The organism is Mesobacillus sp. ABV4_180 (genome assembly GCF_056158485.1).
The window spans coordinates 3,161,848-3,181,996 of the sequence record NZ_JBSWTJ010000001.1 but is presented as its reverse complement, the minus strand read 5'-3'; the positions used below and the strand labels follow the sequence as shown (position 1 = coordinate 3,181,996).

Sequence of the window (20,149 nt, the reverse complement as noted above, 5' to 3'; positions counted from 1 at the left end):
TAAAATAGTGAAGTTAAAGCTCCCCAGCTTCCCTCATCTTCTTTTTTTTCTTGAATCCGAATCCCATTACGAGTACAAGTGCGATGACACATGCGATGACCCCTGCAATACTTCGTTCACCAATAGCAATTCCTATTCCAATCATGCATGAAGCGGCTGCAAAAGCAAAAAATAATAATGGCCATTTTATTTGCTTCATCGTGACTCCTCCATTCGACACTAAGGTGCAAAATAATATATTTTTAATTGTACATTAAAATGCTTTTAGGTTTCTACCCTTATTATGTTATAATATGTAGGTTGTGAAAAAAGCCAATAGATAAATTACGATATTAAAGGCAGGGTGACTTTTTTGAAATTAAGAGAAGATATTAGAAATATAGCGATCATCGCTCACGTTGACCACGGTAAAACGACTTTGGTTGACCAGCTTTTAAAGCAGTCAGGTACTTTCCGTACCAATGAGCATGTTGAAGAAAGAGCGATGGATTCCAACGATCTTGAAAGAGAGCGCGGAATCACGATTCTTGCGAAGAATACAGCTATTTCATATAAAGATACACGCATTAACATCCTTGATACACCTGGTCACGCTGACTTTGGCGGTGAAGTAGAGCGTATCATGAAAATGGTTGATGGCGTTTTGCTTGTTGTCGATGCATATGAAGGGTGCATGCCTCAAACACGCTTTGTATTGAAAAAAGCGCTGGAACAGAGATTAACGCCAATCGTGGTTGTAAATAAGATCGACCGTGATTTTGCACGTCCGCAAGAAGTAGTGGATGAAGTTCTTGACTTGTTCATCGAACTTGGCGCTGATGAGGACCAGCTTGAATTCCCTGTTGTCTATGCATCTGCAATCAACGGAACAGCAAGCCTGGATCCAGCACAGCAGGATGAGAACATGCAGTCATTGTATGAGTCCATCATCGAACATATTCCATCTCCGGTAGATAACCGTGAAGAGCCATTGCAATTCCAGGTTGCGCTTCTTGATTACAATGACTATGTCGGAAGAATCGGTATCGGCCGAGTATTCCGCGGTACAATGAAAGTTGGCCAACAGGTTGCGTTGATGAAGCTGGACGGTTCTGTAAAACAATTCCGTGTAACGAAGATCTTTGGCTTCTTTGGCTTGAAGCGCCAGGAAGTACAGGAAGCTTATGCGGGAGATTTAATCGCTGTTTCTGGTATGGAAGATATCAATGTCGGAGAGACAGTTTGTCCTTTCGACCAGCAGGATGCACTGCCAGTATTAAGAATTGACGAGCCTACGCTTCAAATGACTTTCCTTGTGAACAACAGTCCATTTGCAGGCCGTGAAGGCAAGTATTTGACTTCACGAAAAATCGAAGAAAGACTTCGTGCTCAGCTTCAAACGGATGTAAGCTTGAGAGTTGACAACACAGATTCACCAGACGCATGGATCGTATCTGGCCGTGGTGAGCTGCACTTATCCATCTTGATTGAAAACATGCGCCGTGAAGGTTATGAACTTCAAGTTTCTAAACCAGAAGTAATCGTTAAGGAAATTGACGGTGTCAGATGTGAACCGGTAGAACGTGTTCAAATCGATGTACCTGAAGAAAACACTGGTGCGGTAATGGAATCAATTGGTGCCCGCAAAGGTGAAATGCTTGATATGATCAATAATGGCAGCGGCCAGGTTCGATTGATTTTCAACGTGCCGGCACGCGGACTTATTGGTTACACAACAGAATTTTTAACATTGACTCGTGGATATGGTATCATTAACCATACATTCGACAGCTATCAGCCTATGCTGCAAGGACAGGTTGGCGGACGCCGCCAGGGTGTTCTAGTATCAATGGAATCTGGAAAAGCGTCTACTTATGGAATTATGCAGGTAGAAGACCGAGGCACGATCTTTGTCGAGCCAGGGACTGAAATCTATGAGGGTATGATTGTAGGCGAACATACTCGTGAAAACGACATTACTGTAAATATTACAAAAGTAAAACAGGCTACGAATATCCGTTCAGCGAACAAGGATCAGACAAATGTGATCAAGAAGCCGAGAATCATGACTCTTGAAGAATCTTTAGAATATCTGAATGATGATGAGTACTGTGAAGTAACACCGGAATCAATCCGTCTTCGCAAAAAAATCCTTGATAAAAATGAACGCGAAAGACTTGCTAAAAAGAAAAAATTTGCTGAAGCTTAAACATAAGTAGGGGGAAGAAGTATGGATGTAAGCCAGAGATTATCATTTTTTGCGGCACTTTTCAGGGTCGATGAGAACCCGACAGTTGGCATGTGGCTGCTATATCTAACTATAGCGGCGTTGAGCATCCTGGTTTACAAACTTGGGTTTGCCCAAAAACTGCCTATGCTCAAAAATATTATAATTTATGCATTCTTGCTGATAGGCTCTACAGTCCTTACCTTCCTCGCTATTTTCCTTCCGATCGCGGAAGGGCTTGTGGTCGCTGCACTCATCCTGATCATATACAAACTCAGGCTGCGTCAGCATAAAAAAGAAGAAGCGAATGTTAATTAGGAGTTGGCGATATGAAATCACTCCAGGATGCTATCTATAACTGGCTGACAATCAAAATCGTCAGTGATGCAAGGCCGGATGACACTGCGGCAGTTGATACAACACAATTGTTTGATCAAATCCTCGCAGAAGAACATAATGTGGAATCCAAACAACTAAAAAGGGATGCACTCATGTATTATGTCACTGTTGTCCAGGGCGGCGAATCAAAGGAATACCGCTTCCCGCGTGACCTGATTGAAGTCATGCTGGACCAGATCAGGCAGGAGCCTGACAAATATGTGAATTATCCTGAAGAAGACTAAAAAAATCCGCCCCTGGCTTGAAGGGGCGGATTTTTTGTGATTGTGCTTTATTGAATTTTTTTCCCTGGACAAGATTTAATAAGCAGCGCTAATAGATGTTCCAATAAAACGCTGCATAGGAAAGGTAATTGAAAAATATGCCCGATCACCAATCATCCTTTTCAACCCTTGTCCGGTAAAGTTTAAAATTGCCTGTTGCCAGGCGACTGTTTGTTTTTTCCGTAATCCTGTCATTGCATGTTGTGCACATATATGTATGGATCGGCCGATTTCGAAGTCGCTTAGCCTGGAGAGTATCACTGTTAATGTTTTCAATCTTATCGCAAAGTACACATTTGACCCGCATTTTTACACCTCTGATCTCTAATTATGATACATAGCCTGTTTTAGTTTGGATTATATTATAGTATATCATTGTTTTAAGCCTGTAGAGGGAAAATCATTTGATTTGCCCTGAGTAAAGGTTCGTAGTACTATTATGATAGTTTAAGGAGGGTGAATATGGCAAATCAAGTAGAACCTAAACTGATCAAAGCTTTGTTTGATGAGCTCCAAAAAGAGCGTTTTGTGACTTTGGCGACAGTTGACCATGAAACTGGAGGACCGAACGTCAGCGCAATTTCCTGGGTGCTTGCAAAGGACGAAGAAACGATTTACTTTGCGGTGGATAACCGTTCCCGCATCATTGAGAATATTAAAAACAACGATAAAGCCGTTATAAATTTAATCGCTAATGAATCTACATATTCCATCAGCGGGACAGCAGGCGTAAAGCAGGAAAAGCTTGAAGGTGTTCCTTTGAAGCTCGCTCTCGTTGAAATCAAGATTGGTGAAGTAAGGGACGTTATGTTCTATGGATCAAAAATCGTCGCTGAACCACAATATGATAAAACATACGATAAGGATGCAGCCGCACGTCTTGATAAACAAGTGATGGATGCAATGAGAAAAGCTTAGTCGACTGACTAAGCTTTTTATCTTGCTCATTTATGATAATTAGACTGTTGTTCCTGGTCCTTCTCAAGCTGTTTTTTCTCTTTCTGGTCAAGGTTTTTCTTTGGATCTTCAGTAGGGCTTTTGGTCTGCGGTTCAACCATATCTGCAGGAATCTCCGGCATTACCCTTCCTGTAATATCAGATAGTTCATTCATGATTCCGATGATTGGCTGCCCATTTTTTATATCATTGGAAATCTCCTTCAATCTTGCCGTGATGTCCGGGTCTGCAACCACGACTGCCCGCGCACCATGGGGGTCTTTTTTCAGAGCTTCTGCCACTGTGTATTTTACAGTGTCCACTTCTGATCGCTCCATATTGTCATTGACATCTATTCCGACAATGGCGTATCGTCCGACAACTACAGCAGCTGCATCATCAACATTCGGGATGTGGGTTGTCAAGTTCACGAGGTGGCGGGAAATCTTTTGTCCAGACTCCCGGTCAACCTCTTGAATCACGCTGTTCTGTACCTTGACTTTGTGATCTTTTTTGTCCTCGCTTGCGTTATTCTGCATAGTGCACGCACTGATCAGCGTTAAACAAAATAGTGCGGCCGCAAATCTTATCATGATAAAACCCCTCCGGATATTTAGTCATTAGGAAAATGCCATGGAAACAACAAGGAATGCTATATAAAAAAAGAAATGCTCAAAGGTTATTGTGCAAAATATCTTCTATCTTTATACAGAAAGTCATATATTTTACCAAAGTCCCGGCCAAGGCTGCCAAGTTGGCCTGAGTCGAGATCAAGAAGGCGGGAGGCATCAATTTGAGTAAAATATACGTACTGGATACAAACGTCTTATTACAGGATCCGCACGCGATTTTTTCTTTTCAAGATAATGAAGTTGTCATACCTGCTGTAGTCCTGGAAGAAGTGGATTCAAAGAAAAGATATATGGATGAGATTGGCCGTAATGCTCGCCAGGTATCCAGGCTAATAGACGGAATGAGGGAAACAGGCAAACTCCATGAGAAAATCAATCTCGAAGGAGGAGGTACTCTTCGCATTGAGCTGAATCACCGGTCATTCCATCAGCTTCAGGAAATTTTCATTGAGAAAACGAATGACAACCGGATCCTCGCTGTGGCGAAAAATCTGAGTCTCGAAGAAGAGACGAAGGAAAATGGACGACAAGTGATCCTGGTCAGCAAGGATGCACTGGTCAGGGTGAAGGCGGATGCGATTGGCCTCCTGGCAGAAGATTTTTTGAGTGACAGGGTCGTGGAATTGAACCATCTTTATTCTGGTTTTGCAGAAGTGTATCTTGAGATAGAAGTACTAAACCGCTTTTATGAAAAAGGAGATCTAAATATATCCGATCTGAATGGGCAGAACTTCCTATACCCTAATCAATTCGTGATCATGAAGGATATCCTCGGAAGCTCTGCTTCTGCAATCGGCATGGTCGATAATAAGAAAAAGAAAGTAAAAAAGCTTGTGTTTGAACATGAAGGGAAACATATATGGGGAATCAGGCCGAGAAATGTCCAGCAAATTATGGCCATGGAATTGCTGCTGAGGCAAGACATGCCTTTAATTACCCTGATTGGCCGTGCTGGGACAGGGAAGACTCTTCTTGCACTTGCATCCGGGCTGCTGCAAACTGAGGATTTAGGGATTTTCAAAAAGCTGCTTGTTGCACGGCCAATTGTACCCGTAGGGAAGGATTTGGGCTTCCTGCCTGGTGAAAAAGAGGAAAAGCTAAGGCCTTGGATGCAGCCGATCTATGACAATCTGGAGTTCTTATTCAATACGAAAAAACCTGGGGAACTGGATGCGATACTGGCCGGAATGGGGTCTATCGAGGTGGAAGCCCTGACTTATATCAGGGGAAGAAGCATTCCTGATCAATTCATCATCATTGATGAAGCGCAGAACCTGACTAAGCATGAAGTGAAAACGATCCTTACAAGGGTAGGGGAAAGGAGCAAAATTGTATTGATGGGGGACCCGGATCAGATCGACCACCCGTACCTTGATGCCTACAATAATGGCCTTACTTATGTTGTCGAGAAATTTAAGGACCAGCAGATTGCAGGCCATGTGCAGCTTGTAAAAGGCGAGCGGTCCCCGCTTGCACAGCTGGCGGCGGACTTGCTTAAATAAAGAACAGCGGATGCGACTTGGTTAGCCCTGACAAAGTCTGTAGCTGGATCATTCTCGCAGGTGCTGCAATTTTTATAAGAAAACGGGTATCCAAAACTGGATGCCCGTTGGCTAAACCGTACATATTATTCAACTATGAATCCTGTCACATTTTTTATCGGGTTGTCCTGGTTTGAGCCGTCTTGATAGAAAATATGAAGAGGACCATCTTCTTTCAATGGTTTGCCGTCTTTGGAGAAGCCGAGAATAAGGTTGGCAGCCTCTTCGAGTGACAGCTGTATTTGTTCATTCCCTGAACATTCAATCACTACATTCTTCGCAGTTTCCTCCGGTTCCGCGTTCTTAAGGAAAGGTTTGAATGGAATGCCGAAAGTACCTGTCAGAACTTTCTCTTTTTCGAATTTGACTTCTGTTTTTAGTGTTGGGGGATAGACCGCACCTTCCATTATTTCGCGGTCCCAATGCTTAGAAACAGACTTTGTATACTCTTCTAAATCATTTCTGCCATCTTGTTCCTGATTGAAATATGTATTCAATTCTACTTTCCGATCGTCAAAAATCCATACTCCTGGATCCAATGTGATCTTGTATTTAACTTTTCCTTTGATAGGGATGATTGTTTCCATAAAATCCTCCTGCCCAAGTTGCTCATGTTTTAAATTCAGTATAGCGATAAATACCGGAAATGTCATTTGGCGAGGATTTAAAAGCGTCTATCCAATAATTTCTGAATCCTTAATATTCTTGCATTTTTGGCTGCTTAAGGGTAAAATTTATAGAAGGATCGGGTAATCGCTCGGAAACGGGGGGATCAAGTTGGCGTCTGATATGATAATAAACCATCAGGAAAAAGCCCATGCCTTGTTAAAGGCTGACGCTGATAAAATTTTAAAGCTGATCAAGGTGCAAATGGATAACCTGACAATGCCTCAATGTCCTCTATACGAAGAGGTTTTAGATACGCAAATGTTTGGATTATCAAGAGAAATAGATTTTGCAGTCAGACTCGGCTTAATCGAAGAATCAGATGGGAAAGTAATTCTTGGTCAATTGGAGAAAGAACTTTCCATTTTGCATGAGGCTTCGTTAAAAAAATAAATCCTAAAAGCTCAAACAGTCCTCTTCGGTTGTTTGAGTTTTTTTGTGATGGCTTCTCTAAAGATTTTTCTTTTCGATGACAGTTTAATTAAAGTTTAAAGAACTTTTCCATAAACAAAGGCAGGATATTTCAACTTATAGTAGAATAGATAAAACAACTTAGAAGATGGGGAAGAGACGATGTTTAAAAAAATCATGAAATCCTATGACTATTCATTGATCATTGTTATTGTGCTCCTGAGCTTGTTCGGCCTTGTCATGGTTTACAGTGCCAGCATGGTTACCTGGCATGGAGTAGATAGTGATTTCTTCTATGAAAAGCAAAAGTTCAACTTACTGGCAGCTTCTGTAGTTTTCATCGGTGCGGCACTGTTTCCATACAAAGCAATGAAGAGTACCAGATTTCTCCTTCCTATGGTGGTCCTGACCCTTGGAGGTCTGCTCATCCTGTTTGTAGTTGGGAAGGTAGCAGGTAATGCTCTTAGTTGGATTGAAATGGGGACGAGGAGTATCCAGCCATCTGAACTTGCGAAGTTGAGCGTCATTGTCTACCTTTCTGCGGTGTACGCAAAAAAACAATCCTACATAAATGAGTTCAATAAGGGAGTATTGCCTCCGCTGTTATTCCTTGTAATGGTATTCTTCCTGATTGCGCTTCAACCTGATTTCGGAACAGCAGGCATTATTATGTTGATTGCAGGGGCAATCATTTTATCATCGGGCATGAATCTGAAGAATATAATGAAGCTTGTCATGATTGTCGTAATTCTTCTCGTACCGGTTTCCCTGGTGTTAAAAGATGAAGTTTTTTCAGAAAAAAGAATGGCGCGACTTACTTCTTACAGCAATCCTTTTGATGATGAACAAAAATCAGGATATCAGCTGGCGAATGCATATTATGCAATTGGCTCAGGCGGACTTACAGGCCTCGGTATAGGCCAGAGCAATCAAAAACTTGGCTACCTGCCTGAAGCTCATACCGATTTTATCATTGCTGTCATTTCTGAAGAGCTTGGTGTTTTTGGAGTCGGCTTCGTGCTCATCTGCCTTGCCTTTATTGTCCTGAAAGGAATATTTATCGCCCTGAAATGCAAAGATCCGTTTGGGAGCCTGCTGGCAATAGGGATAGCCAGCATGATTGGCATACAATCATTTGTCAATCTCGGAGGAGCTTCTGGAGTCATCCCTCTGACTGGGGTACCGCTGCCATTTGTAAGCTATGGAGGATCATCTCTGCTCCAGCTCGCACTTGCCACAGGAATCCTTGTTAATGTTTCGATGTTTGTTAATTACGAAGAGAAGTATAAGAAGGACAAGGCTCCACAGCCAAAATCGAAGCCGGTCCCGGTACCTCAGAATACTTTTAAATTCCGTTCATAACAGAATGAAAAAAGCTGCAGCGTATGCTGCAGCTTTTACTTTGCCGTTGCTGGAGTAATGAGGTCGCCTTGTTTTTGATTCTGGACTCTTGCTTCATTTTTTCTGCTTCTGCTTACGAGAAGGATAAAGTAGCTGAAGACACCGAAAAGTACAGAAATAAAGAATGCATGACCCAATGCAATATATAGATTAAGTCTGGTGAAGATAATCAATGCGCCAGCCGCGACTTGTAGGGAAACAAGGATAAATGAAATGATCCATCCCCAATAAAGCACTCTTTCGTGTTTATAATGCTTGACAGCAAGGTAAGTGACATAAGCAATCCAAATAAAAATGAATCCTGCCGCAGCCCTGTGTCCCATCTGAACCCATTCATAAATGTTGGTGGGAAGGAATGAGCCGCCATTTGAACATAATGGCCAGTCTTTGCAAACCAGGCTCGCATTCATATGTCTGACGAGAGCACCTGTGTAAACGACGAGATAACTATAAATCGCAAGACCGATAATATGGAACTTCATTCTTTTGTCAATCACAAGTTTTTCAGCCTGAAACTTCTTGTCTACTTCAAAAATGAGCATGGTCAATAATAGGACTGCTGCAAATGATATGAGCGAGATTCCGAAGTGGAGAGCCAAAACGAAATCCGACTGGCCCCAAACAACCGCTGCGGCACCAATCAGGGCCTGAAGCATAAGGAAGAAAAACGATAATACAGCTAAAAACTTTGTTTCACGGATGTGGCCAATCGTTCTCCATGTCCAAATAGACAAAACCAGCACCATGATGCCTACGCTTCCTGATACTAATCTATGGGCGAGTTCTATCACCAATTCTGGTGTAATATCACTAGGTACAAATTCGCCGTTGCACAGCGGCCACGATTTACCGCAGCCCATCCCGGATTCGGTTTTGGTTACCAAGGCACCCCCGAGTAAAACAAAAAGCATCCCGATCGTGGTTAAAACCGCCAGCCACTTAAGGGAACGTTTCATGAACATCACCTGCTTAATTAAAGTTCGATAAGTTGTCAAATTATAAACTTGACATGTATAATGAAAGAATCTTGTAGAAAACCTGAAAATTCTATTCCTATAATAACGAATTTTGACGAAAAAGGATAGAACACAATACTTAAGATACTACACAATAAAAAGTAATATATCAATACATCATGATACAACTGGACAATAAAGGAATTTGTGTTAGAATGCTCAAACCAACAGCGGCTTTTTTTTTGAAAAGACAAATACATACCAGCAAAATGGCAATCATGAAAATATTATCCAAAAATATATAATTTGTAAGGAGAGGCTATTTAATTAGGGATCGTAAATTTAAATGATTATTCCTTGCAATAAAATTGAAGTTTATGGATAATGGCGGTAAGACACAAATTAGTCAAATTTTGTTCAAAAAAAATTCACAAAAAAGTTGTGAAGTGTGATTTAATATACAACGTAGGTGTTATTTTTCTACACAAACAATTAACAGTCTTTACATGTTGAGAATAGTGAAAACTATCAGGAATATAAGGAATAAATACTTCTCTTTTTTTTGTAAAAATTTGCTTGTTTGATTTTTAAAAACAAAAGGGGATGAAGGAGGATATGGATGTCTAATTCAAAAGCTTTTTCTGAAGCTGTGATCGAGGACGGACAGCCAGCAGTCGTGGAAAATACGATGATGAAAGACTTTCTTGCATTGATAAAAGTAGGCATTGTGAACTCCAATGCTATGACAACTTTCACAGGATTATGGCTCGCACTGCATTTCAGCGGGGCGCGGTTCCTGGACAATATTGATTTGATGCTTGCGACATTGGTCGGATCTTCTCTGATCGTGGCTGGATCATGCAGTTTGAATAACTATATAGACCGGGACATTGATCATCTCATGGAACGTACAAAGGGTCGGCCTACGGTCACGGGCAGAGTACAGCCTGGAAAGGTAGCATTGATGAGTTTCCTGCTGATTGGAGCAGGTACTGCATTCTTGCTTACTACTACGATAACAGCAGCTCTGATCGGGCTTTTCGGAGTATTTAGTTATGTTGTTCTATATACAATGTGGTCAAAACGCAAATATGTTTCGAATACAATTGTAGGCAGCATTTCTGGTGCTGTTCCGCCTCTTATTGGCTGGGCTGCAGTAGATGCAAATCTTGATGTGATGGCATGGATGCTATTTGCCATTGTTTTTGTGTGGCAGCCGCCTCACTTCTACGCATTGGCAATGAGAAGGGTAGAGGAATATCGAGCAGCCGGTATCCCAATGCTGCCAGTCGTGAAAGGCTTTAAAGCTACGAAAAGGTCAATCTTTCTATGGGTAGCTGCACTGCTTCCATTGCCTTTTTTCCTTCCAGAACTGGGGATTCCATTCCTCGTGCTGGCTACCGCCTTGAATATTGGCTGGCTTGCATTGGGAATTTATCTATTAAAGCTTAAAGATGATATGAAATGGGCAAAACTGATGTTTGTATATTCTTTACAATACTTAACGGTCATGTTTGTCGCTATGGTTATTGTCACTCTTATCTAACCTTTGTTAGGAGATTCGCTCTTTGCTGAGAGAGGATTTTTCCATATATTTTTTTCAACCAAATTTATTAGATTTTTTACGAAAGAGGGGTTTAATTAAGCTATGAAGATGCTTGCTAAATGGCGTCTGCTGTCTTTGTTCACATTGATGGCATTAGTCTTGTCCGGCTGTGGTGAGCCTTACCTGTCTACATTAAGACCAGCAGGTGAAGTTGCTCAGTCCCAGTATGAACTCATGTTATTGAGCACGGCGATTATGGTGGGAGTAATTGCTGTCGTCACAATCATTTTTATTTATGTTGTAATGAAGTTCCGCAGGAAGAATGATCAGGAGATTCCGAAGCAAGTTGAGGGCAGCCACAAGCTCGAGATCCTTTGGACAGTTATTCCGATCTTATTGCTTCTAATTCTTGCTGTTCCAACAGTTGCGTCAACCTTCAAGTTAGCGGATGTCTCTCCAATGGAAAAGAAAAATGCCGAAGGAAAGACAGATGCTCTTGTAATCAATGTTCGCGCCAACCTTTACTGGTGGGAATTCGAGTATCCAAATGAAGAAATCATCACTAGCCAGGATTTAGTCGTCCCAACTGATGAAAAGGTTTACTTCAACCTTAAGGCTTCTGATGTAAAGCACTCTTTCTGGATTCCTTCTGCTGGAGGGAAAATGGATACGAATACGGATAACGTCAATAAGTTCTGGCTTGAGTTTGACAGCAAAGGAGCTGACGAAGCCGGCGGCCTTTTCTATGGAAAATGTGCTGAGCTTTGCGGGCCATCACACGCATTGATGGATTTCAAAGTAAAGGCATTATCTCGCGCTGAATTCGATCAATGGGTATCTAACATGCAAGCAGTCAAAGAACCTGTGAAAGCAGAATCTCAAACTGCACAGCAAGGCCAGGAAATCTTCAATAACAGCTGTATTGGCTGTCATGCCGTAACTCCGGCAAACACTGCACCAGAAGCTGCCCGTGTAGGTCCTAACCTATCAAACTTTGGCGACCGTTCACGTGTTGCTGGTGTTCTGGACATGTCTGAAGAAAACATCAAGAATTGGTTGAAAGATCCGGAAGCATACAAGCCAGCAAACAAGATGACTGGTAAGTATCCTGAACTTAAACCAGAAGAACTTGAAGCATTAACAGAATATCTGATGGGCTTGAAAGTCCAGAAATAACAGGGGATTTGTTTGAAAGGGAGGTAAAACTGTGAGTACCTATGCTCAGAAAAAAGGATTCGGCGCAACTTTATGGGACTTCCTTACAACGGTAGACCATAAGAAAATCGCGATCCTTTATCTAATTGCTGGCGGATTCTTCTTCATCCTTGGCGGACTTGAAGCATTGTTCATCCGTATTCAGCTGGCTGTACCTAATAATGATTTTGTAAGCGCAGGTTTTTATAATGAAATCCTGACGATGCACGGAACAACGATGATTTTCCTTGCAGCGATGCCGCTTGTATTCGCTTTTATGAACGCTGTAATGCCATTGCAAATCGGTGCACGTGACGTTGCATTTCCGTTCATGAACTCTTTAAGTTTTTGGCTTTTCTTTTTTGGTGGTGTCTTCCTGAACCTTTCTTGGTTCCTGGGAGGAGCTCCTGATGCAGGTTGGACTTCATATGCATCACTTTCTATTGCATCAGAGACACATGGTATCGATTTTTATGCACTTGGACTGCAAATTTCCGGTGCAGGTACTTTAATGGGTGGTATTAACTTCCTTGTTACCATCATTAATATGCGTGCGCCAGGTATGACATATATGCGTATGCCAATGTTCACATGGGCTACTTTTGTAACGTCAGCTTTAATCCTGTTCGCATTCCCTCCATTAACTGTGGGATTGTTCTTATTGATCTTTGACCGTATGTTCGGATCTAATTTCTTTATTACTGCAAACGGCGGTAACACAGTCATTTGGGAACATCTTTTCTGGATCTTTGGTCACCCGGAAGTATATATCTTGATTTTACCGGCTTTCGGTATTTTCTCTGAGATTTTTTCTATCTTCTCTAGAAAGCGTCTGTTCGGTTACTCATCCATGGTATTCGCGACTGTATTAATCGGTTTCCTTGGATTCATGGTTTGGGCTCACCATATGTTCACAACTGGTCTTGGACCAATTGCGAATGCGATCTTCGCAGTAGCAACAATGGCGATTGCCGTTCCGACTGGTATCAAGATTTTTAACTGGATGTTCACGATGTGGGGAGGAAGCATCAAGTTCACAACTCCGATGCTTTGGGCTGTAGCCTTCATTCCTTCATTCGTTGCCGGTGGTGTAACAGGTGTCATGCTTGCAGCAGCAGCAGCTGACTACCAGTATCATGACAGCTATTTCGTTGTCGCACACTTCCACTACGTAATCGTTGGTGGTGTAGTATTCGCTCTATTTGCTGGTGCACACCTGTACTGGCCAAAAATGTTTGGCACAATGCTTAACGAAACATTGGGTAAAATCACTTTCTGGTTATTCCTGATTGGTTTCCACCTTACGTTCTTCATCCAGCATTTCTTGGGATTGATGGGTATGCCACGCCGTATCTTCACATTCCTTCCTGGACAGGGATTTGAGTTAGGAAACTTGATCAGTTCAATCGGTGCGATTTTCATGGCAATTGCTACAATTGTTCTTTTAATCAATGTAATCATGACAAGTATTAAAAACGAAAAAGTTGGAAATGACCCATGGGGCGATGGCCGTACACTTGAGTGGGCAATTGCTTCTCCACCGCCATTCTATAACTTTAAGCAGCTGCCGCTTGTACGTGGTTTGGATGCTTACTGGCTGGAGAAAATGGAAGGCAAAGAAGGCATGACACCTGCAGAACCACTTGGTGACATCCATATGCCGAACAACTCATTCATTCCTTTCGTAATATCACTTGGTCTTTTCATTGCAGCATTTGGTGCAATGTACCGTGCTGAAACCAGCTGGGGATTACTAGTACTGATCATTGGTATGGGAGTAACTCTAGGAGCAATGTTCGTACGCTCAATTAAAGATGATCATGGATTCCATATTCATAAAGAAGATTTAATGGACGATGATAATGATAAGGGGGTAAAGGCATAATGCAAGCTGAAGAAAAATTCACTTATGAAACATGGCCTGCCGCGCCTGAAAAAGCAACCCTCGAAGCAAAAAACAAGTTTTTGGGCTTCTGGTTTTTCCTTGGTGGAGAAACAGTTTTGTTTGCTACACTCTTCGCAACTTATCTTGCCTTGAAAGATAAGGTACCTAATGCAGAACATGCACTTGCAAAAGATATTTTCGAAATCCCGCTTGCTTTTGCTGCAACAATGCTGCTTTTGACAAGCTCTTTAACAAGTGTTTATGCGATGTATCACATGAAGAACTTCAACTTCAAGAAGATGCAGCTTTGGCTTGGATTGACAGTAGCTCTTGGCGCTGCTTTCCTTGCTCTTGAGATTTATGAGTTCAATCACTATGTACATGAGTTCCACCATACATTCACAAGCAGTGCATTCGGCTCTGCCTTCTATACGCTTGTTGGATTCCACGGTGGACACGTAGCATTTGGTTTGCTCTGGATCACCACTTTGATGGTCCGTAACTCGAAGCGTGGTTTGAACCTTTACAACGCGCCTAAGTTCTATGTTGCCAGCCTGTACTGGCACTTTATCGACGTTGTTTGGGTATTCATCTTCACGGTTGTATATCTAATGGGAATGGTGGGATAAACTGATGGCGAATCAACAACCAAGTTCAGGGAACCCAAGAGTAGACATTGAATACCGTCGCAAGAAGAGCGCGGAAGAGATGAGATACCAAATCGTTTCCTTCGCATTGATGATTTTCTTGACAATCGTTGCCTTTGTTGCAGTAGGTTATGAAGGATTTTCAGGCTGGTTCACAGTTCCATTCATCCTTTTGCTTGCAGTAGTTCAGGTAATCTTCCAGTTATACTATTTCATGCACATGAGCCACAAAGGGCATGAAGCACCAGCATTATTCCTGTATTCAGGAGTACTTGTAGGAGCCGTAACTATTTTGGCTTTTACAACGATCATCTGGTGGTAATACTATAAGCATAATCTAAAGAAAAAATCGGCTGACAAGGCCGATTTTTTCTATGAATGGCATGTTGCTAGCATTTAATGGAAGAGTCATTTCATTGATGTTGCCTACCTTTGGAAGTATAATGAGAGTAAAGTTCTCTATCTGGACGGGGTGAATAATGATGCTTACTCTTGATATATTTGGGTTCAGAGCCCTATGGAGCCCGGGTTATTTTCTTGTGATGGCAGCGCTGATCGTTGCCTATTATCTAGTTGTATTTAAATTTTATGGTCGTTTCAGGGAAGGTGCTCCTGCAACACGAAAGCAGGCTGTTTATTTTACATCAGCAATAATCGTGTTGTATATCATAAAGGGCTCACCAATCGATTTGATGGCCCATATCACTTTTTATATGCATATGATACAAATGTCAGTCCTTTACCTTGTCGTGCCGCCTTTATTGATTTTCGGATTGCCTGATTGGCTTTGGAGATCGATCTTGTCTCTTCCGGTCGTCGACCCGTTGTTTCGATTTTTTACGAAGCCGCTGATTGCCTTGATCATGTTTAATGGAGTATTCTCTATCTACCATATTCCGCTTATCTTTGACTTCGTAAAAACGGATATGTGGCTCCATGCAGGTTATACATCCGTGCTATTTATACTCGCGATGTTAATGTGGTGGCCGCTCGTCAATAAATTGGAAGAATATCAGACATTATCAGGCGTAAAAAAGATGGGATATATCTTTGCTGATGGCGTATTGATTACGCCGGCATGTGCTCTGATTATCTTTGCAGATACACCTATGTATGCAACCTTTTCAGATCCGAATGCATGGGGAGAAGCCTTGAAATTATGTGTTCCGCCAACGATGCTTTCATCTTTGAATCTGAGTGGTCCTGAAACCTTCAGTTCCATCTCTCTTCTTCATGACCAGCAGCTAGGTGGAGTCATTATGAAGGTAATCCAGGAGATTGTATATGGTATATTCCTTGGATATGCGTTCTTCCAGTGGTTCCGCAATGAAGAAGATCGTCAGGCAGAACTAGATGCAATCAATCTTGCAAGCGCACCGCAGACAGTTGAATAACTAGAATGGCTTTCCGATTAGCGGGAGGCCATTTTATTTTTTTTGAGAGACAATCAAAGATTGAAAAAATACTGCATGTCACCTACAATTAATCTTATGGAGAAATAATGATTGAGAGGGAATTTTATATGTCTAATTTACCGATTTTGCCTACCATCAGTACCACATTTATTGTCCTGAGTGCAATTACCGTGGCAATTGGCTGGGCACAGATAAAACAACGAAAGATTGAAAAACACCGAAAAACAATGACATTGGCTGGTATTTTCGCCATCATCTTTTTTGTGATTTATGCATCAAGGACCATCTTCATTGGGAATACATCCTTTGGAGGTCCGGATGATATCAAAATTTATTACACTGTATTTTTATTTTTTCACATTACACTTGCGACAATTGGAGCAGTACTTGGGATTACGTCCCTTTACACAGGTTATAAAAACAAGCTGGACCGCCACAGGAAACTGGGACCTGTAACCAGTATCGTATGGTTCTTTACAGGTATCACAGGTGTTGCTGTATACTTGCTTCTATATGTTTTCTATGAGGGCGGCGAAACGACATCTGTCATAAAGGCAATTCTCGGAACTTAATGTTTATATTAGAAAAGCATTGCTTATAGCAATGTTTTTTTGTTTGGCAGGGATTTTAGATGGTTCAGGCGAATGTATACAGATGAATAAAGGGGGAAGTCAAGAATGGATATAAAGGTTTTATCTGAAGAGCATTATTTACAGTCAATGAATCTATCGATGTATGCTTTCCAGTATCAAGTACCAGAAAGTGACATACCGAAGCGCCTGGAAACATTAAAAAAGCATCGTTTGCTTGGGATTTTTGATGGGGAAGAACTGGCGTCAAAATTACATATTTTATCTTTGAATGTGAAGCTTGGGAAAGTGGAGTGGAAAATGGGAGGGGTTGCAGGTGTTGCGACCTATCCAGAGCACCGACGAAAGGGGTATGTTAATGCCCTGATCAAAAAGGCCCTTGAGGATATGAACGAGGAAAATAATATCGTTTCATTCCTGCACCCGTTTCAAATCGATTTTTACAGGAGATTTGGCTGGGAAATCATTTCAGACAACAGGAAGGTAACGGTTGAAAAGGTACATTTAAAACCGATAGAACAGCCTTCTGGGAAGATTAAGAGATATACTGAAAAGAGCCACTCTTTAGATGTCGAAAAAGTTTACGAAAAGTACGCTGAACAACACAGTGCCATGCTTTCAAGGGATGCAGACTGGTGGAGCAAAAGCGTGTACGGTTCGATGACGGCAGCTGTGTATTATAATTCTTATAATGAAGCTGCAGGATATCTTCTATATGAAGTGAAAAATGATGTTATGAAGGTAGAGGAATATGTTGCGCTTGATCACGAAACAAGAGTTGGATTATGGAATTATATCTGCCAGCATGATTCTATGGTAGATCGTGTAGAATTACGGTTATCTGTTCATGAGCCATTCCCATATTTCCTCAAGGAACCTAAGCTTAAAACCGAGATTAGCCCTTACTTTATGGGTAGAGTCGTTAATGCAGAAAAGGCTCTCACATCGTATCCTTTTAAAACAGCGGATCATAATTTGTTTCTCCATCTCGAGGACGGGGCAGCACCCTGGAATTCAGGTGCCTATCTGATTGGGCATGAAGGGGTAAAATTCTTTCCAGTGAAAGAAGGGGATTCTTGCGTAAAACCTCCACAACGTGGTTTGCAGCTTAATATCAATGCTTTGACAGCGATGCTTTTAGGCTATAAGCGGCCATTGGAGCTGTATGATATAGGGATGATCAAAGGTAAATTTGAAGAAGTTCAGGTACTTGAAGAATTAATTCCGGCATTCAAGCCATTCTTTTATGATTTCTTTTAATTTTAATAATGGCTCTGTTAAATACAGCTGTTGATTTTCGTTCCAGGCGCTTCGCTTTCCGCTGGGCTGGCGCTGAGCCTCCTCGTCGCTTTGCTCCTGCGGGGTCTCACCTGACCAGCTGCGCCCGCAGGAGTCTTCGCGCCTTCCACTACAATCGACAGGGTTTAATATCAACATTCAGCTTTAACAGAGCCTTAATAATAAAACATGGAAAACCCGGATGATCTTTCGATTACCCGGGTTTTTTGGTTGACTTAAATTTAGACTGTTGATTTCCGTTGCAGGCGCATCGCTTTCCGCGGGGCTGGCGCTGAGCCTCCTCATCGCAAGCTCTTGCGGGGTCTCACCTGTCCAGCTGCATCCCATAGGATTCCACTTCAATCAATAGGACGTAATAACAATGATTAGCTTTAACACAGCCTAAATTTTAAATTTCATCTTAATTATTCCAGCTTCTTTGGCTGAGTTGAATCCAATCAGGATTAATGGACCGATGACGAAGCCCATGATTCCAAATAACTTTAAGCCAAGATACATGGCTATCAGGGTCGAGAGCGGTGAAAGGCCGATATGACTGCCCATTACTTTTGGTTCAACTGTACGCCTGATGATCAAAAGGATTACTGCCAGAGCGGCAAGCTGGGTTCCAAGGGCAATGTTTCCTGTTGCAAGATGAAAAATGGACCAGGGAGCTAAAATGACGATCGATCCAATCAAAGGAATGAAGTCAATCACCCAGATAATCGCTGACATGACAATCGCATACTCAGGCGCTATAAAAAGCAAGCCAATCAATGCAACGATAAAAATGATTACACTTACTAGGAATTGGGCTTTTAAGAAACCGAATACTACATAAGAAAGCCTTGATGTCATAAAATGAACCTTGTCTGCCGTCTTTTCCGTCAAGTGGCTGTATACACCTTTTCTTAACGCTGGGAGCTCAAGCAAGAATAGAAATAATGCGATCAAATAGACAAGGAAGCTGATCAGGAAATTTGGGATGTATGTCAGCAGAGCCTTGAGGTTGTCAATATTGATGAACGCTATCATGTCTGTTTTAGCTTTATTAAGGAAATCCTCGGCACGGTTGCTGATTTCCGTAACCACTTCCCTTGGAAGATCATTTGCCGCTTCAACAAACCTGTTCTCAGCCTTATACCAGGCATTCGTTATTTCATTTATGTATACAGGAGTATTGTCGATCAAGTCAATTGCCTCAGTGACCGCTGTTGTCGTGAGAAAATAGCCTGAAATCACGATAAGCAATACAAACAGCAGGAAAATTCCCAGAACAGAGAGCCTGCGCCCAATCCTGAATCGATTCTGGAAGTATACAACAGCAGGTTCTAAAAAGAGGGCTGTGATCAGCGCAGCGATCAGCGGGATGGATACCGGAAGGATAATATAAAGAATTGCTGCAACGATAAGAGTGATAAATGCGATTATGATGGTTCTTTTAGTAAAAATACCGGACAATTGAAACTCCTTTCTATACCTGTAGCAGGTATATACCTCATGAAAAACAAATTATACTATGACTATTCGCTCCTTAAGTCATAAAGAGTGAAAAATTCCTTAACACTTAAATTATAGTATGCATTTAATATAAGAAACAACAAAAATCAACGTTATCCATCGCTCTTTCTTAAACTTTGCTGTTTTTCAGGTGAAAAGGGAAAATTGGGTTCGGGATTTCCTTGATATAGCTATTTCCTGGTAATTATCTTTGTCTGGATCGATGTATTTAAATCCTTTATCAACAAGGGGTGGGACAATGAAGGATACAAGGAACAACATGCCTCAGCATTTTATGGAGGTATGTCGTGCTGTCTGTGCGATTGTCCATGCCAATATAAATGAAAATCACCTGTTTAAACAATCTGGTCCAAGGAAAAGAACGAGAATTTCTACTTTTTCGAGAAAAACTTTTTACGACCATGGAGTTAGCGTCAGACACGACGAGGGAATGATTCACGTTAAAATATACGTCAGTGCCGTTGCTGATTCTTGTATTTATCATAACGCTATAGAACTGCAGCGGAGTATTTCAGAGGAAATTTTGATGCTTACTTCATTTAATCCTAAAAGTATTGATATAAAAATTACAGGGATACACAAAATTGAAAAAAAGACGCAGTAATTAGCGTCTTTTTTTAGAGATAAGAAAGTATAAAGAAGTCAAAGAACGACTTCACTGT

22 protein-coding genes are annotated in these 20,149 nt (G+C 41.6%); 16 read left to right on the top strand and 6 right to left on the bottom strand.

Translation table 11 applies throughout. From position 1 onward, the window contains the following. Positions 1–13: 13 nt before the first annotated feature. Entirely contained in the window at positions 14–199 is a 186-nt protein-coding gene (locus tag ACXAEA_RS16340; protein ID WP_475096931.1) for a YlaF family protein, read from the bottom strand. A gap of 153 nt (positions 200–352) precedes the next feature. Here ACXAEA_RS16340 and typA point away from each other — a divergent pair, with 153 nt between their 5' ends. The 3 genes from typA to ACXAEA_RS16325 are packed head-to-tail and all read left to right on the top strand — an operon-like array spanning position 353 to position 2,829. Continuing rightward, complete coding sequence (gene typA, locus ACXAEA_RS16335) at positions 353–2,188, top strand: translational GTPase TypA (protein WP_475096930.1); 1,836 nt, start codon at positions 353–355, stop codon at positions 2,186–2,188. A 21-nt stretch (positions 2,189–2,209) separates the two neighbouring features. After that, positions 2,210–2,524 carry a YlaH-like family protein gene (locus tag ACXAEA_RS16330; protein WP_475096929.1) on the top strand — a complete coding sequence of 105 codons (315 nt, stop codon included), beginning with the start codon at positions 2,210–2,212 and terminating at the stop codon, positions 2,522–2,524. An 11-nt stretch (positions 2,525–2,535) separates the two neighbouring features. After that, on the top strand, positions 2,536–2,829 hold the full coding sequence (locus ACXAEA_RS16325) for a hypothetical protein (protein WP_475096928.1): 294 nt from the start codon (positions 2,536–2,538) through the stop codon (positions 2,827–2,829). Positions 2,830–2,974: 145 nt separating this feature from the next. Here ACXAEA_RS16325 and ACXAEA_RS16320 read toward each other — a convergent pair whose 3' ends face one another. Continuing rightward, positions 2,975–3,175, bottom strand: coding sequence for a YlaI family protein (locus tag ACXAEA_RS16320; protein WP_475096927.1), 201 nt, complete (start codon positions 3,173–3,175; stop codon positions 2,975–2,977). 155 nt (positions 3,176–3,330) lie between these two features. Between ACXAEA_RS16320 and ACXAEA_RS16315 the strand changes: the two genes are divergently transcribed. Next, positions 3,331–3,786 (top strand): pyridoxamine 5'-phosphate oxidase family protein, encoded by a 456-nt coding sequence (locus tag ACXAEA_RS16315; RefSeq protein WP_475096926.1) that lies wholly within the window; start codon positions 3,331–3,333, stop codon positions 3,784–3,786. Between the two features lie 26 nt (positions 3,787–3,812). On the opposite strand, the gene ACXAEA_RS16310 is transcribed toward ACXAEA_RS16315, so the two are convergent. Next, entirely contained in the window at positions 3,813–4,397 is a 585-nt protein-coding gene (locus tag ACXAEA_RS16310) for a YhcN/YlaJ family sporulation lipoprotein (protein ID WP_475096925.1), read from the bottom strand. A gap of 200 nt (positions 4,398–4,597) precedes the next feature. On the opposite strand from ACXAEA_RS16310, the gene ACXAEA_RS16305 reads away from it, so the two are divergent. Beyond that, positions 4,598–5,938 (top strand): PhoH family protein, encoded by a 1,341-nt coding sequence (locus tag ACXAEA_RS16305; protein WP_475096924.1) that lies wholly within the window; start codon positions 4,598–4,600, stop codon positions 5,936–5,938. A gap of 125 nt (positions 5,939–6,063) precedes the next feature. Here ACXAEA_RS16305 and ACXAEA_RS16300 read toward each other — a convergent pair whose 3' ends face one another. Then, positions 6,064–6,564 carry a peptidyl-prolyl cis-trans isomerase gene (locus ACXAEA_RS16300; RefSeq protein WP_475096923.1) on the bottom strand — a complete coding sequence of 167 codons (501 nt, stop codon included), beginning with the start codon at positions 6,562–6,564 and terminating at the stop codon, positions 6,064–6,066. Between the two features lie 190 nt (positions 6,565–6,754). Here ACXAEA_RS16300 and ACXAEA_RS16295 point away from each other — a divergent pair, with 190 nt between their 5' ends. Together ACXAEA_RS16295 and ACXAEA_RS16290 are read left to right on the top strand one after the other, a co-directional pair. Next, the gene (locus tag ACXAEA_RS16295) at positions 6,755–7,036 is read left to right on the top strand and encodes an Fpa/YlaN family protein (RefSeq protein ID WP_475096922.1); all 282 of its coding nucleotides are present in this window, start codon (positions 6,755–6,757) and stop codon (positions 7,034–7,036) included. Positions 7,037–7,216: 180 nt separating this feature from the next. Further along, positions 7,217–8,416, top strand: coding sequence for an FtsW/RodA/SpoVE family cell cycle protein (locus tag ACXAEA_RS16290; protein ID WP_475096921.1), 1,200 nt, complete (start codon positions 7,217–7,219; stop codon positions 8,414–8,416). Between the two features lie 35 nt (positions 8,417–8,451). Here ACXAEA_RS16290 and ACXAEA_RS16285 read toward each other — a convergent pair whose 3' ends face one another. Then, a complete protein-coding gene (locus tag ACXAEA_RS16285; protein ID WP_475096920.1) occupies positions 8,452–9,411 on the bottom strand; it encodes a COX15/CtaA family protein in 960 nt (319 codons plus the stop codon). 619 nt (positions 9,412–10,030) lie between these two features. Between ACXAEA_RS16285 and cyoE the strand changes: the two genes are divergently transcribed. From cyoE to ACXAEA_RS16245, 8 genes are all read left to right on the top strand, one after another. Continuing rightward, the gene (gene cyoE / locus ACXAEA_RS16280; RefSeq protein WP_475096919.1) at positions 10,031–10,957 is read left to right on the top strand and encodes a heme o synthase; all 927 of its coding nucleotides are present in this window, start codon (positions 10,031–10,033) and stop codon (positions 10,955–10,957) included. A 102-nt stretch (positions 10,958–11,059) separates the two neighbouring features. Beyond that, positions 11,060–12,133 (top strand): cytochrome c oxidase subunit II, encoded by a 1,074-nt coding sequence (gene coxB, locus ACXAEA_RS16275; RefSeq protein ID WP_475096918.1) that lies wholly within the window; start codon positions 11,060–11,062, stop codon positions 12,131–12,133. A 31-nt stretch (positions 12,134–12,164) separates the two neighbouring features. Further along, on the top strand, positions 12,165–14,036 hold the full coding sequence (gene ctaD / locus ACXAEA_RS16270; RefSeq protein ID WP_475096917.1) for a cytochrome c oxidase subunit I: 1,872 nt from the start codon (positions 12,165–12,167) through the stop codon (positions 14,034–14,036). Beyond that, positions 14,036–14,665 carry a cytochrome (ubi)quinol oxidase subunit III gene (locus ACXAEA_RS16265; protein WP_475096916.1) on the top strand — a complete coding sequence of 210 codons (630 nt, stop codon included), beginning with the start codon at positions 14,036–14,038 and terminating at the stop codon, positions 14,663–14,665. The genes ctaD and ACXAEA_RS16265 overlap by 1 nt, the downstream gene beginning before the upstream one ends. Positions 14,666–14,669: 4 nt before the next feature. Further along, positions 14,670–15,005, top strand: a complete 336-nt coding sequence (ctaF, locus tag ACXAEA_RS16260; protein WP_475096915.1) for a cytochrome c oxidase subunit IVB — start codon at positions 14,670–14,672, stop codon at positions 15,003–15,005. Between the two features lie 160 nt (positions 15,006–15,165). Then, complete coding sequence (gene ctaG, locus ACXAEA_RS16255; protein ID WP_475098148.1) at positions 15,166–16,077, top strand: cytochrome c oxidase assembly factor CtaG; 912 nt, start codon at positions 15,166–15,168, stop codon at positions 16,075–16,077. A gap of 128 nt (positions 16,078–16,205) precedes the next feature. Then, positions 16,206–16,670, top strand: coding sequence for a DUF420 domain-containing protein (locus ACXAEA_RS16250; protein ID WP_475096914.1), 465 nt, complete (start codon positions 16,206–16,208; stop codon positions 16,668–16,670). 105 nt (positions 16,671–16,775) lie between these two features. Continuing rightward, positions 16,776–17,948, top strand: coding sequence for a GNAT family N-acetyltransferase (locus ACXAEA_RS16245; protein ID WP_475096913.1), 1,173 nt, complete (start codon positions 16,776–16,778; stop codon positions 17,946–17,948). 420 nt (positions 17,949–18,368) lie between these two features. Here the strand turns inward: ACXAEA_RS16245 and ytvI are convergent, their stop codons facing one another. After that, a complete protein-coding gene (gene ytvI / locus ACXAEA_RS16240; protein WP_475096912.1) occupies positions 18,369–19,427 on the bottom strand; it encodes a sporulation integral membrane protein YtvI in 1,059 nt (352 codons plus the stop codon). A 298-nt stretch (positions 19,428–19,725) separates the two neighbouring features. Between ytvI and ACXAEA_RS16235 the strand changes: the two genes are divergently transcribed. After that, positions 19,726–20,091 (top strand): Asp23/Gls24 family envelope stress response protein, encoded by a 366-nt coding sequence (locus ACXAEA_RS16235; RefSeq protein WP_475096911.1) that lies wholly within the window; start codon positions 19,726–19,728, stop codon positions 20,089–20,091. Positions 20,092–20,149: the final 58 nt, after the last annotated feature.